This window comes from Alteromonas sp. KUL106 (assembly GCF_009811415.1).
Lineage (GTDB): Bacteria > Pseudomonadota > Gammaproteobacteria > Enterobacterales > Alteromonadaceae > Alteromonas.
Genome location: NZ_BLIG01000001.1, coordinates 123,738 through 140,372 on the forward strand (window position 1 = coordinate 123,738; position 16,635 = coordinate 140,372).

12 protein-coding genes are annotated in these 16,635 nt (G+C 44.2%); 4 read left to right on the forward strand and 8 right to left on the reverse strand.

Features of this window, described 5'->3' with window-relative positions:
• Nucleotides 1-62: 62 nt before the first annotated feature.
• Nucleotides 63-1,127, reverse strand: a complete 1,065-nt coding sequence (locus GVO63_RS00525; RefSeq protein WP_159493780.1) for an XrtA/PEP-CTERM system-associated ATPase — start codon at nucleotides 1,125-1,127, stop codon at nucleotides 63-65.
• Nucleotides 1,128-1,288: 161 nt separating this feature from the next.
• Nucleotides 1,289-2,719: a bifunctional D-glycero-beta-D-manno-heptose-7-phosphate kinase/D-glycero-beta-D-manno-heptose 1-phosphate adenylyltransferase HldE gene (gene hldE, locus GVO63_RS00530; protein WP_159577706.1), complete on the reverse strand. Its 1,431-nt coding sequence runs from the start codon at nucleotides 2,717-2,719 to the stop codon at nucleotides 1,289-1,291.
• A gap of 31 nt (nucleotides 2,720-2,750) precedes the next feature.
• Between hldE and GVO63_RS00535 the strand changes: the two genes are divergently transcribed.
• Nucleotides 2,751-3,098 (forward strand): GIY-YIG nuclease family protein, encoded by a 348-nt coding sequence (locus GVO63_RS00535; RefSeq protein ID WP_159577707.1) that lies wholly within the window; start codon nucleotides 2,751-2,753, stop codon nucleotides 3,096-3,098.
• Between the two features lie 103 nt (nucleotides 3,099-3,201).
• Here the strand turns inward: GVO63_RS00535 and GVO63_RS00540 are convergent, their stop codons facing one another.
• Nucleotides 3,202-4,107: a DUF350 domain-containing protein gene (locus GVO63_RS00540; RefSeq protein WP_159577708.1), complete on the reverse strand. Its 906-nt coding sequence runs from the start codon at nucleotides 4,105-4,107 to the stop codon at nucleotides 3,202-3,204.
• A gap of 293 nt (nucleotides 4,108-4,400) precedes the next feature.
• Here GVO63_RS00540 and glnE point away from each other — a divergent pair, with 293 nt between their 5' ends.
• Nucleotides 4,401-7,379 (forward strand): bifunctional [glutamate--ammonia ligase]-adenylyl-L-tyrosine phosphorylase/[glutamate--ammonia-ligase] adenylyltransferase, encoded by a 2,979-nt coding sequence (gene glnE / locus GVO63_RS00545; RefSeq protein ID WP_159577709.1) that lies wholly within the window; start codon nucleotides 4,401-4,403, stop codon nucleotides 7,377-7,379.
• A gap of 133 nt (nucleotides 7,380-7,512) precedes the next feature.
• Here glnE and GVO63_RS00550 read toward each other — a convergent pair whose 3' ends face one another.
• The 4 genes from GVO63_RS00550 to GVO63_RS00565 all read right to left on the reverse strand — a co-directional run bounded on the left by GVO63_RS00550 (nucleotide 7,513) and on the right by GVO63_RS00565 (nucleotide 10,433).
• A complete protein-coding gene (locus GVO63_RS00550; protein ID WP_159577710.1) occupies nucleotides 7,513-8,130 on the reverse strand; it encodes a TcpQ domain-containing protein in 618 nt (205 codons plus the stop codon).
• Between the two features lie 173 nt (nucleotides 8,131-8,303).
• On the reverse strand, nucleotides 8,304-9,239 hold the full coding sequence (lpxL, locus tag GVO63_RS00555) for an LpxL/LpxP family Kdo(2)-lipid IV(A) lauroyl/palmitoleoyl acyltransferase (protein WP_159577711.1): 936 nt from the start codon (nucleotides 9,237-9,239) through the stop codon (nucleotides 8,304-8,306).
• Between the two features lie 158 nt (nucleotides 9,240-9,397).
• Complete coding sequence (locus GVO63_RS00560; protein WP_159493786.1) at nucleotides 9,398-9,655, reverse strand: DUF3081 family protein; 258 nt, start codon at nucleotides 9,653-9,655, stop codon at nucleotides 9,398-9,400.
• A 220-nt stretch (nucleotides 9,656-9,875) separates the two neighbouring features.
• A complete protein-coding gene (locus GVO63_RS00565; RefSeq protein ID WP_159577712.1) occupies nucleotides 9,876-10,433 on the reverse strand; it encodes an outer membrane beta-barrel protein in 558 nt (185 codons plus the stop codon).
• 315 nt (nucleotides 10,434-10,748) lie between these two features.
• Between GVO63_RS00565 and GVO63_RS00570 the strand changes: the two genes are divergently transcribed.
• Nucleotides 10,749-12,998 (forward strand): acyl-CoA dehydrogenase, encoded by a 2,250-nt coding sequence (locus tag GVO63_RS00570; RefSeq protein WP_159577713.1) that lies wholly within the window; start codon nucleotides 10,749-10,751, stop codon nucleotides 12,996-12,998.
• A gap of 160 nt (nucleotides 12,999-13,158) precedes the next feature.
• The gene (locus GVO63_RS00575) at nucleotides 13,159-13,875 is read left to right on the forward strand and encodes a hypothetical protein (protein WP_159493789.1); all 717 of its coding nucleotides are present in this window, start codon (nucleotides 13,159-13,161) and stop codon (nucleotides 13,873-13,875) included.
• 100 nt (nucleotides 13,876-13,975) lie between these two features.
• On the opposite strand, the gene GVO63_RS00580 is transcribed toward GVO63_RS00575, so the two are convergent.
• Nucleotides 13,976-16,486 carry a TonB-dependent receptor gene (locus tag GVO63_RS00580; RefSeq protein ID WP_159577714.1) on the reverse strand — a complete coding sequence of 837 codons (2,511 nt, stop codon included), beginning with the start codon at nucleotides 16,484-16,486 and terminating at the stop codon, nucleotides 13,976-13,978.
• Nucleotides 16,487-16,635: the final 149 nt, after the last annotated feature.

A 16,635-nucleotide genomic window follows, 5' to 3' on the forward strand; every position in this document is an offset into this window, starting at 1 on the left:
GAGCGCTCTCATGGGTTGTGAGCGCTTTTTTATTATCTGCAGTGATAATTAAGCAATAACCCTCACTCTCGCTTATCATCACTCTTTAACCGCACGTAGGTCTTAAACTTCTTCTTCATGAGTTTATCTACGTATTGCGTCATTTTGACTTTTTGTGAAATAGCGTCGTCTAACGCGTCCACTAGCTCTGCCAGCATATCTAAGTAGTACTTAGTGTCGCGAATCACATTGCCTTTCGGCGTCATAATGGTTTGGCTTTCAGGATGGTCTGCAAACCCCATGTGTTCCGTTACTTCCGCGCCTGTTTTATCAGGCTCGAACATTTCGGCTTTCACTTCTTCAATGACTTCGTTTACCGCTTCAGCGTCAAAGCTTTCCAGCTCTTCAAGAAAGCCATAGAGCATGACCCTATCCATAAGAGTATTGATTTTGCGAGGAATACCACGAGAGAACATGTGAATACGTTCTAACGCCTCATCGCTGAACAACGCAGCCCCATTCCATCCTGCATGGTGCAAGCGATATTCTATATATTCCTTGCACTCTTCCAACGAAAGCGGCGCTAAGTGACAAGACGCCACAATACGCTGTCTAAACTGCTCCATGTTTGGAGCTCTTAATATGGGCTGAAGCTCTTCCTGCCCTAACAAGAAACTCTGAATGAGCGGCTTACCGTTTAGCTGAAAATTACTCAGCATTCTTAACTCTTCAATGGTTTCAAGAGGAAGGTTCTGCGCTTCATCAACTAGCAGCAGGGCCCGGCGTCCCGCTTTATTCAAATCGTACAAGAAGATTTCTAACGCTTTTAAGATATCGGCTTTAGAACGACCTTCGGTAGGAACATCAAACTTAGACGCCACCATTTTCACCAGTTCATCTGGAGAAAGCTTTGGTGTGACGATTTGGGCCGCGGCAATATCGTCTTCTAATTCTTCAAGCAAACTGTTGGCAACTGTCGTTTTACCCGTTCCAATCCCACCGGTAATAACAATGAACCCTTCCGCCTGAGACAAGCCGTACTGCAGGTAAGACATGGCTCGTTTATGCCATTTACTTGCGAAGAAAAACTGAGGATCGGGGGTTAACTGAAACGGTTTCGAGTTAAGTCCGTAGTAACTTTCGTACATGCAATTTACCGTTATTCCATTAAAAATGTGCGTTCAAAAAACAAACATGTGGGTTGCTTTAAAACAGCGCGCCGCGTTTTTTACCTGTGCAGATTGTGTATATGGTAACCAACAACGCGCTATTCCCGAAGTATTATCTTTCTATTTGGTCTGGTTGAGCGCTAACGCAATTTATTTTGAGTGATTCGCTCGATAATCCCAGTGGTAGACACACCATCTTCAAAGGTAAGCACCTTTACTTCGCCGCCGTTTTCCAATACTTCAGTGCCACCGGCAATGTCTTCAATTTTGTAATCACCACCCTTTACCAATACATCGGGCAATAATCGAGCAATAATACGCTGTGGAGTATCTTCTTCAAATGGTACCACCCAATCTACCGCGCTCAGGCCGGCAAGCACTGCCATTCTGCGGCTAACGTTGTTCACTGGGCGACCAGGCCCTTTCAATTTAGTCACTGATGAATCGGTATTAACCGCTACTATCAATCGGTCACCAAGCTGCGCCGCTTCTTCAAGATAAGCAACGTGACCAGAATGCAAAATATCAAAGCATCCGTTTGTCATTACCACTCGCTCACCACGCGCCTTCGCAGCTTTAAGCGCAATAGCCAATTGGTCTTCTGTCATGACGCCGCCATCAAGATGAACAGACTGTTCACCTAACGCTAATGCTAGCTCGGTGTTGGTTACCGTAGACGTACCCAATTTACCTACAACAACGCTCGCCGCTAAATTTGCAAGCACGCAAGCAGCTTGAAGTGGCAAATTACAGGCCATGGCAACTGCGAGTGTCGAAACAACCGTATCCCCTGCCCCCGTGACGTCATACACCTCTTTCGCTTTAGCCGGCAAATGAAACTCGGTATTGTCACCGTCAAAGAGGGTCATGCCATCCTCAGAACGCGTTACAAGAAGTGCACTTAAATCCAACGATGCTTTCAGTGTCTGTGCTTTTTCCACCAAAGTCTGCTCGCTATCTATTTCACCGACAATACCGCGAAGCTCGTCCATATTTGGGGTAACTAATGTCGCACCAGCGTATTTGCCAAAGTCACTGCCTTTGGGGTCGACCACCACCCGCTTATTTTTGCTGCGCGCCTTTTCGATAAGCCTAGCGGGATTGCTTAAGCACCCCTTTGCATAGTCGCTTAAAATGACGATGTCAGCTTCGTCTAACGCTTTGTCAAAAGCCAATTCCAATTCTGATTTATCAGCGTGTTCAAAACTTTTTTCAAAATCCAAACGCAGAAGCTGTTGATTTCTGCTCATGACGCGAAGCTTGGTGATGGTATCGAAACCCTCTACCTCAAAAAACTGACACTGAATGTTATGGGTTTCTAAACGCTCTTTAAGAATTTTTGCATTTTCGTCATGACCACACATTCCCAGCAAGGTTACCTCGGCTCCCAAGGTTGCCACGTTTACCGCAACGTTAGCGGCGCCACCGGCGCGGTCTTCAGCGCTATTCACGTTCACCACTGGTACGGGCGCTTCAGGCGATATACGCCCTGTACCGCCGCTCCAGTAGCGGTCTAACATTAGGTCGCCAACGATTAGGACTTTCGCTTTGCTAAAATCTGGTAATATCATGCTGAAAATAACTTTTTAGACTTTGAAAACATTGACACAGAGTATAACAGTCAAGAACGGCAATACCCACCAAGGAAACACAAATAACCCTTGGTATCTCTATCTTTTAGAGAACAAACTCGGGCATATTTACACGGGGATAACCACTGATCCTACTCGACGTATCGCTCAGCATAGGGGCGAGCTCAAAGGCGGAGCAAAAGCGCTCAAAGGCAAGTCTCCCCTCATTTTTAGAGCAGTATTCGAAGTCGCGGATAAAACGCAAGCAGCAAAGCTTGAATATGCGGTGAAGCAAATGAGTCGCCCTCAGAAAGACCTTATCATCAGAAAAGGGCAACTCAATGATCTACTATGCGTAAAATCAGTGTTTGAAGATTGAGTATTTTTGCAAAAATTTATCGACAATGATTGTATTGTCGAAAATGCCTAGTACGACATGTTTCAAGGCTTCAAGTTTCTGTAATAACAAATACTAAACTTCCCTAACCTCCTAAAACACCATTAATGACCATGGCGTTACCGATGCTTAGTGTAAAGCCTAAAGCCGCCACGCCGACATTGTGCTGATGATCTACCTCTTGACGGAAATTCATACCGAAAAGAATGATTTTTTTATTCGCCAGTACCAGTAAATGAAGTGCAATTGCTAATCCGACGCTCACAATTAACCAGCCCGTTACGTTACTTACGTAACCCGATGGATTGTAAACAAGCAGGTTCTTTGCTGCAGAAACAATCATCGCGGTACCAAGCAAATTGCCACTATGCTCGATAGCAAGTGCTAACTGCCCCTTCTCAAGCGCACCTTGAAATGAGTCATTTTGATTATCTCGGGCATACCTGAATTCTAAAATACGCGTCATAACAAGCAGCATCGTCAGCACCACGGTAAAGCCCGTTACAATAGCGATCAGTGCATTCATGTCGCTGCCGTCTACCCAAATCATAATGTTGCGCAAGACAATCGCGCTGGCAACCAGGCTCGCCGCGTCAACCAAAGCTACACTGACGCTTCGCTCAGCGATCATTGCGTGTGTATCTACTTTGTTTAGCACCAATTTATCGTGAGCAAAGCGTCCAAATTTAACCAGTACGATCCCCACTATTCCGAAAGTAACCATGCCGATAGCAGCTTCTTTATAGCCCACACCAATGTGACGACCAACAACTGAACTCAACACAATGCATAAAGACAACATGCCGCCTGCTATGCTTATTCCGAAAGCAAAGTTATCCTTAACGCCCAACTCTTCAGTGACCGAGTGTTCCCTAAATGCGCCGGTAAGCCACTTCATGATCATCAGAAGCACTAGCGCTATTGCCACATCCATAGCCAAATAAATGAGTAGCTCTTTCGTTAGGGGTACTAGTTTTACTAAGGCTTCCACGTTATCTTTGCTCCTTGAACATACAAAGTTCCACATTGATATTGTGCATTCAATTAGTGTCATAAAAACAATGACATCTAAAAGAACAGCTGTCATCTCTTACCAGCTTGTACAAAGATGACGACGAACTTGTTCAGATTTATTTTAATGAATGCTTGGTTGAATTAGGGGTCGTTGTGAATGACGCAAAAATAGCCAAGCCAAGATTACTTGCGTTGTCGAACGTGATTGTTAACACTGAAACGCGGTTCTTTTCTTAAATACCAGAATATTATCAAAAAGATGCGAGCATTATGCCAAGAGACAGCGAAAATAGCATGACAAACGTTGAACAAGCCGAAAAGTTTTGGCAGCAATTGTTAACAGCACCTTCGTTAACGGAAAATGATAGAACCCTTGCTGAACAAAACAGTGAGTTGCTGTTACTCGCATTTTCTCGCTCCGCTTTTTTGGCAGAAACGCTAATACAAAAACCAAGCTTCTTATCCCGAGTCATCAGTCCTCTGGCTCAATACGCCAATGAACAACATGACACACTTTCAGAAGACCAGCAGCAAGAACGTGAAGGTGGCGCGGATGTCATTGAAAATAAAATAAAAGCTGAGTATCAATCAGCGTTGAACGACAAGCTCGCCAATACATCAAATGAAGACGCGCTTTTCAAAGTGCTTCGCGAGTATCGCAATCTAGAAATGGCCCGTATCACGTTTTTCGATATCTTAAATAAACAGCCTATTGAAACATCGCTGCTCCGCGTTTCAGCCTTAGCTGATGTGTTGATTAACGGCGCATATCACTGGATTTATCATCATTTATCTCTTCGCTACGGCAAACCACAAAGCAACGACCACGATATGCATATGTATATTTTGGGCATGGGTAAGTTAGGCGGAAGGGAACTCAATTTTTCCTCTGACATCGACCTTATTTTTGCTTACCCGGAAAAAGGCGAAACGCAAGGTGGCCGTAAAAATATTGAAAACCAACAATTTTTTACTAAGTTGGCACAAAAGCTCATACAAGCGCTCAATAAAGTGACGAACGACGGTCAGGTTTATCGCGTTGATATGCGTCTGAGACCTTTTGGAGACTCAGGCCCGCTGGTTATGCATTTCGCTGCGTTGGAAGATTATTATCAAGATCAGGGGCGGCATTGGGAACGCTTTGCCATGGTGAAGGCCCGCATCATTAACGACGACAACTCACAGGATGTAAAATGGCTTCAAAGCATTCTTCACCCTTTTACGTTTAGGCGCTACCTTGACTTCACCACTCTTGATGCTTTGCGTAACATGAAAAAACTGATTGCGACCGAAATTCGTCGCCGTCGCTTAAATAACAATATTAAACTGGGTCCAGGTGGTATTCGGGAAGTGGAGTTTTTTGCGCAAAGCTTTCAGTTGATTCATGGCGGAAGAGAGCCTGCTCTACAAAGTAAATCATTACTTCGAACTTTAAGCGCATTAAGCGAGCTAGGTATTGTAGAAAGCAGCGTTACCGAGCAACTGAAACACGACTACCTCTTTTTAAGAAAAGTGGAGCACACGCTTCAACAATGCCAAGACCGTCAAACTCAAACCTTACCCGAGGAGTCATGGCAGCAGATTGCGCTTACCGAAGTAATGAGCTGTGAGTCGCACACTGCGTTTCTTCATCAGCTCGATGCCGCTATGGCGCGGATCCACGGTCACTTTAATGAACTCGTCGAAGAATCGCACGAAACCCATTCAGACGAAGACCAACTATTCATTGCGTGCCAAGATGCGTGGCGCCTCTCGCTTCAAGAAGAAGAGTTTGCTGAAACGTTTAGCGAACATTTGTCATCAAAGGACATTGCCGGTATTTATTTAACGCTTACTACCTTTAAAGATAAACAGCGAAACTACCGTATCGGACAAAAAGGAGAAGACACATTAAACAAATTGCTTCCAGAAATTCTGTACGTACTTATCAATCAACACCCGAATAATGCCGTACAGGTTCTCAATCGACTACTCGGTGTCATTGAAGCGATTACCGGACGCACGACCTACCTCGATCTTCTTCTCGAAAACCCTGATGTGCTTAAACAATTGGTGAAGCTATGTGAGCGAAGTGACTGGATAGCGCAAGAAATTAAACGTTTTCCACTCCTTTTGGATGAATTACTCACCCCTTTATATTTAGGGCAACAAAATACCGATATCCATACCAGCAAGAAAGAATACCAACTTGAACTTCGGGAAACTATGCTTCGCGTAGAACAAGACGATGTGGAAATGCTGATGGATGGCCTTCGCCAATTCAAACTCTGTCAACAACTTCGTATAGCCGCAAGCGATATTAGCGACTCGCTCCCCATAAACAACGTAAGTGACAAGCTTACCGTTTTAGCCGAAGTTATTCTCGAGCACGCATTGAATGCAGCCTGGATGCAAATGCGTCAACGCTACGGCGTGCCGTCACACCTTGAAGGCAACGAAAAAGGCTTTGCCGTTATAGGATATGGCAAGCTGGGCGGATATGAGTTGGGCTATGGCTCTGACTTAGATCTGGTCTTTTTGCATAACGCACCTCGTGGAATCAGTACCGACGGTAAAAAATCACTTGAAGCCCAGCAGTTTTATATAAAGCTAGCACAGCGCATTATGCACCTTCTCAATACGAAAACGCTGTTTGGTCAGCTGTATGAAACAGATTTGCGTTTAAGGCCGTCTGGCAATGCGGGCTTACTTTGCTGTCATATAGAAGGTTTTGAGAAATATCAAAACGAGGAGGCATGGACTTGGGAGCACCAAGCACTGGTTCGTGCTCGCGCTATCTGCGGTGACTCGAATCTGTTAGAGGATTTTAACCGCGTGAGAAATACGATTTTAAGCCAAACAAGAGATGCGCAAATGCTGGCTACTGACGTCTGCAAAATGCGCGTTAAAATGCGCGAGCATCTGCTCGCTAAAAGCAATGAAAAGGTTGATTTGAAGCAATGCGTCGGAGGTATTACCGACATTGAGTTTATGGCGCAATATTTGGTGCTCGCCCATGCGCAATCAGTAGAAGGTATGACAATGTATCCAGACAACTTGCGTATTTTCGATGCCGCTGTGCAAGGTAATATCATTACCCCAGACACAGCGTCGAAACTGCAAAAAGCCTATTTAAAACTGCGAGAGCAATATCACCATTTAACGCTGGCAGATACAAAATATGCCGATCAAAGCGAAGAATTAGACGCGATTCGTGAACAGGTAAGTCTTCATTGGAACACACTTTTTGGCCCTTGTGACGACGGGTAAGTCAGCAATTTTTCAGCTATGAACGTAAAGCGTTTATGTGCTGAGATGTTAAACGTCGGTTCACTTTGAGCGCGAGTTCCTTCACATGAAAGCCTGGCCTAGCGCTATTGATGTAATGGTATAGCTTCTTCTGTCAAGCACGTAGCAATCGACAGTTTTTAGAAAGGAATTCTGTTTCTTCCGCTGTGACCACCAAAGAACGCTGCTCAGCACATAAGTAAGCTTTTACTTCGCCTTCGAAGCTACTATCAATAGCACTTGCAATCTTTGCTAAGGAACCAGAGACGGTATTATCTAACTGAAACTGGTACTTAATCACAAAATCTTGTTCTAGATTCCAAATAACCTGCATGCCTTCTGCTTGTGCATATTGGGATATAGCCTCGCGTAGCGTGTTGCCTTCTCTAAATGCGCGATTTTTATATTCTCCCGTCCAGTTTTTCTCTACAGGACGCGTTTGGCTCGACATCTTAGCTAACTTGCTATCTAAATTCGCATCTACACCAGCAATATCAATGACAAAATCGCCCTGCTCATCTTCTTTTGGGTCCGTCGCAGACATGCGGAAATCACGATAAAACTCGCTAAGCCCTTTCGAGACTGACTTCTCTTCTTTCTGAGACGCAGGCACTGGTGCTTGCTCATTCGTCTGTAACATGTAAATAAGCACGCCAGCAGCGATAACGAGCACAACTGCAATACCAATTTGCTTAGCCCAAAATGATGAGCTTGAATAACTTGTCTGTCCCATAACTTTCCAATTTATTGCTGCGAAGTCATTCGGCGCTTTGAAAAACACGCCTGACTTTGTGCATGAGTATTACTAGTCTAGTCTACCTGTTACTCGTAATCCCATTGTTCTATTTATCTAAATTTATCCACTACCGGATGATCAGAACCGATTAACCATTGTTTTACACCAATCTACAAAGATTTATACAGGGATTCTGGATTATTTTCAGGCCGAGTCTTAAAGCGTTTATGCATCCACAGATAACTTTCTGGCTGCTCTTTTACCGCAGCGTCGACGTGTTCGTTAAGCAAAGTTAGCGCTTCAACGTCTTCCATCTCACCAAGTTGAGAGAGTGGCGGATAAATTTTAATTTTGTAACCGCGCTTTGTGTACTGAGAGGTTATTATCATAGGCTCAGAATGACTACGCCTTATGAACATAAGGGTAGCGGTGGTGGTCGCCGTGTCTTTTACCCCACCGAAAGGAACAAAAATGCTCTGTTTGGGGCCATAGTCTTGATCCGGCAGATATAAGCACAACTCTTTGTCATCTAATGCCGCGAGTAGCGCTTTTGCGTTTCGTTTATCTATCATGTATTTGTTCGAACGATTTCGACCATGATACTGAAGATAATCAACCAGCGGATTATTGTGTTTTCTATAGAAAGCAATACTGGGATGAAAGAAACCAATACCACGACAAGCAAATTCCAAGTTCATATTGTGCAGAGCCATGCCAAACACCCCCTTGCCTTTTGCAAGCGCTGCGTCAACGTGCTCGGTGCCTTCAATTTCAATCGCGCGCTTTACGCGCCAGCTTGGCCACCACCATCCCATCGCCGTTTCAAATAACGCCATTCCCGTTCGGCGTATATTTTCTCTATAAAGCTTTTCGATGTCGCTTTCAGATAACGAAGGATTCCATAAGGCTAGGTTTCGTTTGGCTACTTTGGCACGCTTTGGGACTATTATCGCAATCAACCTGCCTGTACCGCCGCCGATAAATCGGATGACAGGAAGCGGTAACCATGTAATTGCATACAAAATGAATACACCTAGCCACACAGGCCAAAACTTCGGGCCTAAAAATGCCAGTTTAAACGTAGGAGCCTTAATTGCCGCCGCCAATGTCTATTTCCTTTGAAATGAAGTGGTCGGCATTGTAGCAGAAGGTTTTTTCGGGGGCTAATAACGGCAGGCATCCTTTAGGAAGAATGCGGTGAAATAAAACAGATGGGCGGTGATGGGTTATCACCGCACTTTTCAGACGTTGGCAGTTCTGCCGCTTAATACTCTTTGTCGATTTCCTTCAACTTTTTCTCAAACGATTCATAGTGATCTTTTGAGTCGTAGTCGAAGTGATATTGGTTATGAAAACCAAACTGCAATTTCACATGCACGTCCTCAATAAAGAGAGTGTACCCGTCATGATCAGTAAACGCAGTAATTCCGTTTAGCTTATACTGCTCATTTTCTTTGGCACCGTGCTGGCGAATTTTATCGAAAACTTGAAGTAAGAACTTGCTGTCTAATTCGTTTTTCATTGTAAATCCATGGTTGTGAATTTACTTGTTTTTACATGAACAAACGGGTTTTGGATTTATCTGAAGATTTTTACTCACTAAAATAAGGGGTCCTTTGCAGAACCCTTAACACCGATTTCTGCGTCTTCAAGTCCCCCCAACGTAATATCAAAATTGTTGGAAAAAATTGGCAGGAGACAAGTTTTCGCTATTTCTATCGAGAGCTTAAATGTGACAATGCTTAAAAATTATATCTAAAACCTAGATTTACGATATGAGCTGAGAAATCGTCTTTTCCGCCGAAGTACGTATATTCGACACGCACCATCGATTGAAGGCCTACATAATAATCAAACCCCAATCCTGCCAGACCAGCTATAATATTGTCGTCGTAACCACAGATGGCGTCTGAAACACAGACTGAACTATTTATTGATACATGCTCAATATCAATATCTGCGATACCTAATTTGTAATACAGCTCCCCTTTTTGGCTGCTCGCTCTGCCTAGCAGTGCAACGTAAGGCCCTTTGCTCGATATTGATTGTTCGTCAGTGTCAGCATCAATTAAAGAGATATATCCTCCCTCGATGTACCACTGGCGATGAAACTGGTAACCAAGCGCCGCTGAGTAGCTAACATCAGCCTCATTGTCTATTTCCGTATCGACATATCCATAACCTATGTTCGCAACAGCATAACCAGTAACATCGGCACTCGCTAAACTGGAATGAACCAAGCCGGCAATTGCAGCGCTTCCAATAAAAAATTGAGCGAATGGTCGTGAAAGTTTGCGCATTTTTATGACATCTCCTTGTTTAAGAGCGCTAACTATAAAAGACAATGAATGGAAATAAAACGTGCAACATCAACAAAAACTGACCACAAACACTCTCGATAGATTCCAGAGAAAGGTAAAAAAACCACTAATCGCTCAATTTTTAAACATTAAAAGTGCGCAATGTTAAACGATTTAACCTCACACTCGTACCAATAAGTGTATAAATCGTTACATAACACGTTGATAGTTATTTTATTTTTACAAAATTTGATCTTTTTAAAATAAGGTGTAGTATTAAGTTATACAACTGGTCAGATGAGCGGATGAGTTACAATGAGTATCAGAACTAGCTTAAAAAAAGTATTACCCCCAATTTCAGTTACAGAACAAGAAGCCCTAGACGCGGGTGATGTCTGGATTGAATCTTCTATTTATCAAGGTAAGCCTGACATGCAGGCATTACGCGACATTCCTCAGGCAAAGCTGAGCGCCGAAGAACAAGCGTTCTTGGATGGTCCTGTAGCAGAGCTATTGGCCATGGTCGATGATTTTGAGTTAGGTAATGGCAAGCATATTCCTCAGGAGATTTTAGACTTCCTAGGTAAGAACCGTTTCTTCTCTATGATCATTCCAAAGAAATTTGGTGGTTTAGAATTTAGTCCGTACGCAAACTCAACTATCGTTGCTACTATCGCAGCGAAAAGCGGTGCAATTGCGGTAACCGTAATGGTGCCTAACTCGTTAGGCCCAGGCGAGCTTCTCATGCATTACGGTACAACCGAGCAGCAAGATTATTGGTTACCGCGCCTGGCAGACGGTCGCGACATTCCTTGCTTCGCGCTTACTAGCCCTGAAGCAGGCTCTGACGCAGGTGCTATTCCAGATGCAGCTATCGTAACGAAAGGCGAATTTAACGGTGAAGAAGTACTTGGTCTACGTATAAGCTGGGACAAGCGTTACATCACGCTTGCACCAATCGCGACAGTACTTGGTCTTGCGTTTAAAGTATTCGATCCAGACCAACTACTCGGCGACAAATTAGAGCTTGGTATTACCTGTGCCCTTCTACCTAAGTCTCACCCTGGTGTGGAACTGGGTAACCGTCACGACCCAATGGGTGTGCGTTTCTACAACGGTACTACTCGTGGTCAAGATGTGTTCATTCCTATGGACTTCATTATTGGCGGTCAAAAGAACATTGGTCGTGGCTGGCAGATGCTAGTTAGCTGTCTAGGTGCAGGTCGTGGTATCTCACTTCCAGCAATGGGCGTAGCGACGGCACAATCTGCGTTTAAAGGCACGGTTGAGTATTCATTCGTACGTGAGCAATTCGGTCTTCCAATCGGTCGCTTCGAAGGTATTCAAGAGAAAATGGCAGACATCGCTGGTAAGACGTTCTTACTAGAAGCGATGCGCGTTTTAACCACTGAAGGTTTAGGCTTAGGCGTGAAGCCATCAGTAGTGACAGCGATTGCTAAGTACCACATGACTGAACTTGGTCGTGACGTAATGAACTCTGCGATGGACATCCAAGCAGGTAAAGCGATTCAACGCGGCCCTCAGAACACATTAGCGGGTGGTTACGCTGCGCTTCCTATTGCGATTACGGTGGAAGGTGCAAACATTCTTACCCGAAATCTAATGATTTTCGGCCAAGGTGCAATGCGTTGTCACCCTTACCTTAAAGATATGGTTGACCTGATCCACAGCAACGAAAGTTCAGCAGATGCGGAGTTCAACAAGGTGCTTCGTAAGACCGTTGGCTTCAGTGTTAAAAATGCATTCCGCAGCTTGGGCAAAGGCTACCTTCCTTTCCTACGCGAAAGTGAGTCTGCATTACCAGAGGTTCGCAAGTATGAGAAGCGAGTAAACAGCATCTCTGCAAAGCTAGCGCCCCTTGCTGACTTGTCACTAGCGGTACTTGGCGGTGACCTTAAGAAAGCAGAGCTTCTATCAGCACGTCTAGGTGACGTAATGAGCTATCTATATGGTGCGATGGCGGCGATTCGTTTCTACGAGCAGCGCATTGAAGACAGAAAGCTTGCGCTACCGTACTTCGAATATGCAATGCAATGGTCTTTACAGCAAGCTGATCAGGCAATTGTTAACTTCATCAACAATTTCCCGAATACAGCGACACGTGGCCTAATGCGTCTACTAACGAATACTTACACTAACAGTGTTGCAGGTATTAGTGACGACTTGGTACGTGAGCTTTCTATCGCGGCTATGCAAGATAACAGTGTTAAAGCGCAGCTTACGCACTTGGTACGCGTTATCCCTGGAGATGGCAACGACATCAATGAGCAAGCATTCAAAGCTAAGCACGCTGTCGCACACCTACTAGGTAAAGTGCAAAAAGCACTTCGTAAAGAGCCTGTTGTGCCGTTCATTTCTTTCGAGCACGCACTTAACAAGCTGCAAGAAAAAGGTGTGGTAACAGCTGACGAAGCGGCGAAGCTTCACGACTACAACGAGAAGCGTAAGCTAGCTGTTCGTGTGGACGAGTACACGTTTGATATGGAACTTGTTCCAGCGTCACAAACGCTTAAAGCAATTGATGGCGGTCAAAACGCAGCATAACAAGCGACAATCCTAAATTGTTATTAAGCCCTGTCACTATCGCAGTGACAGGGCTTTTTATTTTTGCCACCCTTTGTCACAAAGCGTCCCTAACTTTTCATTGCTCAATTCGTGCTCTATGCTTTAGATAAGCTAATTTTTATAAGCAAGGATTTAAGCCGTGAAAAAAGCGCGAGTTATTATAACAAAAAGCGTTTCACCTCTCTTTTGCCTTTTAACTTCAATGTTCATACTGACAACAAATGTTAAGGCACAAAATAATGATTCAAATTTCATTATTGGTGAACTTAACCACCCTCGTATAATTAGCTTTTATAAACCATTAATAGCACAAGCCTACCGCGATATTGGTTTAGACGTAACATTTGAAAAAGTGGGTGGTGAACGAGGACTGCGGCTTTTAAACGAAGGAATGACAGATGCAGATGTAATTCGCTATGAAGTGGTCGCACAACCTGATAACAATATTGTCGTTGTTCCTCCAGCCCTTTCCAATGGCGCATCATTTTTACTGTGTATTAGAGGTGCTCAGTGCGACAAAAGCGTTCTTCAAAACCCAGATAAGGTAATAGCCGTTACCACACGCTTCTTCTTCAATATGCATGTAAACACCACCGAACTAAATGCCAATATATTTGAATTTGATGACTTTAATCATGTGATCAGTTTATTGTTGAATGGTCGATTTGATTACGCGATATTACCTAGTGACTATTCAGAAAAAGCTATATTTGAGCAGACTAAGATTGAGTACATACCGCTTGTAGAGCATAAACTGGTTCACGTTATCCATAAAAAACATACTCATTTGATAGACCGTCTTTCTGCGGCCATAGAAAGACAACTTGAAAAAGAGAAACGCGACGACGCGAATTAAAAAAAACGCCCACTGTGATGTGGGCGTTTTTATCGCTTTAATTTCTAGCTCGCTATGCAAAGAACCTATCTATGCATGTTGAGAGCTTGAAAACTCACTTTTAGTCAAACATATACTTTAGAGAAAGTACTGTGGTACGGCCATTTAGAGGACGTGCACGAACGTAACTACCTACTGCCGCTGAACCTTCTTCTGACTCAGTAATGATGAACTCATCTGTCGCATTATTCATGTTAAGTGACACTGAGAACTGGTCATTCACCCAATATGTCGCAAACAGGTTAACAAGCGTGTAACCGTCTTGCTTCAGATCGTTATTGTCTTGTACGAAGTACTCAGTCGAGCCTTGTAGTGAAGCACCAACAGACCATGTGTCAGTCACATACTCTGGAGTAATAGTCCAGATCCAATCTGCTTGACGGCGAGGCGTGTTGCCAACTAAAGCAGCATTGTTTACGTCGTCGCTAATCTCTGCGTCAGTCCATGTTAAGTTACCAGACATTACAAAGTTATCCGTTGCATTCCAACGACCTTCAAGCTCAAGACCTAACGCTTCGTATTCACGCATGAATGTAAGACCGCTTGTTACTTCTGCTTGTGTATCTTCAGTAACTGTGTCGAACAAGGTAGCGTTAACCATTAGGTCTTTCGTACCGTATTTGTAACCAATTTCAAACTGCTTCGTCGTGTCGTAGCCAGACGTCGTGCTTGTTAGGCTGCCGTCTGCGTTTAGCGTTCCGCCAATTTGAAGTAGACGGTCAGCAATAGCACGGCCACCTTTTGAGTAACGAGCAAAGAATGTTTGGCTGTCGCTCAATAAGTATGAACCACCGATAGAGTAAGACGTATTATTTGCGCTGTAGTCTACGATTTGAGAAGCAGCACCCGCGCGATTCAGATTGATTACACCACCACGGATGAAGCCACTGTTAGTTGCAGACGCATCTTCGATTTGCTCAATAACACCGTTACCGTTTAAGTCAAAATCAGCGTTACCACCACAGCATGTACTGATAAGTTCACCAGACGCTTCCGTGGTATCGTGACGTACTGACGCATCGATAAGGATGTTGTCAGACAATTCGAAACCAATGTTCATGTACGGAGCTTTAGTAACGTAGTTCAGGTCCCATTCCCAAGAAAGGAAACTTGCTGACAATAAACCGTCAGACACAAGAGCAACGCCATCGCCATTAGTAATATTCAACAACTGAGAATTATCACCGTCTAGCGTTTGAATAAAGGTCTGCCAGCTTGACCAGCTCGTCGCGATATCTTGGTTTGAGTAGTAGTAACCCACTGTTAGGTCAATACCGTTGTCAAACTCTTTACGCAAGCTGAAGTCGTTGATCATGTTGCCAAGATCATTGATACGCGTGTCGAACTGAAGGTTAGTAAATGCTTGGCCTGTGTAAACGTCACCTGCACCAGGGCCGTTGGCCAATGTCACTGTCGTACTGTCGCAGTTTAGAGGGTTACCATCACCGTCAAGTGCGCCTGCACAAAGTGCCGATGCGAAATTTGATACATCACCTGGGCCTGCTGGGAAGCCATCAGTAAACGGGGCAATGAAGCCACCAGAGATGTCAGAAATACGGAATTTGTTAAGTAAAAACAGGTTTTCTGCAACTTCTAAGTCAACTTCAACACCGAAAGAGCTAACTTTAGATTCGATACCGTCACGCACATCGCGATTTTCAGGATTTCCAAAGCTATCAAATGTAGAGATGTTTGTATTGTATGCCGAGTTTAACGCTTGTGAACTTGCGTCATAACCTGGTACTGGACCGTACTCTCCATCACCTTTTACAAGTACAGGTGAAGGAAGATAGGTTGAAACTTTATCGTCTAGGTTTTTGTAGTGGAAACGGATATGGCCGTTATCTAGCATTTTAGTAATGTTAAATTTAACCTGACCGCCTTGGTCACCGTTGTAACCTGTTTCACGCGGGCCTTCTCCGCCGCGAGCGAAACCTGCGATATGGTAGAAAAGGTCATCAGTGATTTCGCCACCGTAGCGGAAATCTAAACGAAATTCTTCATAGTCAACACCAAAAGACGTTCCGATGGCGCCGCCACCTACTTCACCGGTGTTGCTGATCATGTTGATTACACCACCTGGCGAGTTACTTGCAAATGTTGATGCTGAACCACCACGTACTGCTTCAACGTTCGCTACTGACCAGTCATAGCGTAGGAAGTTGTCTGCATTACCGAAGTTGATATCTCCGTATTCTAATACTGGAAGACCGTCTTCATGTAGCTGTAGGAACTTAGAACCACCAGTAGCAAGTGGAATACCACGAATAGTGATGTTCGCGTTACCGCCACCACCAGAAGATTCTGCACGAATACCCGGTAATGCACGGAAAACTTCCGCCGTAGAACGAGGCGCAAGCTTCAAAATATCTGCTTCATCAAAAGCGCTAACCGAAACACTCGCTTCCTGCATTGTTGCGCCACCCGGCGCTGCAGTTACAACGATCTGCTCGAATTTCTCTTTAGATTTCGCTTCAGTCTCTGGTGTCGCAGATTCTTGAGCGATAACCGTTCCAGAAAGCGCAGTACAAATAGCAAGTGTCAGTGTGTTGAGTGTGTGATGTTTCTTCATGTTTTTCTCCGGTAATGTGTTGGAGTTGTTAAATCCTAAGTAGCCGCTACCCTAACTACTAGGGCTGGTGGCAACACAAACATACTTAATCGATTAAGAATGTATAACATAAAATCAACATTGTAAACAACCTGTGAAAAAATTTAGTT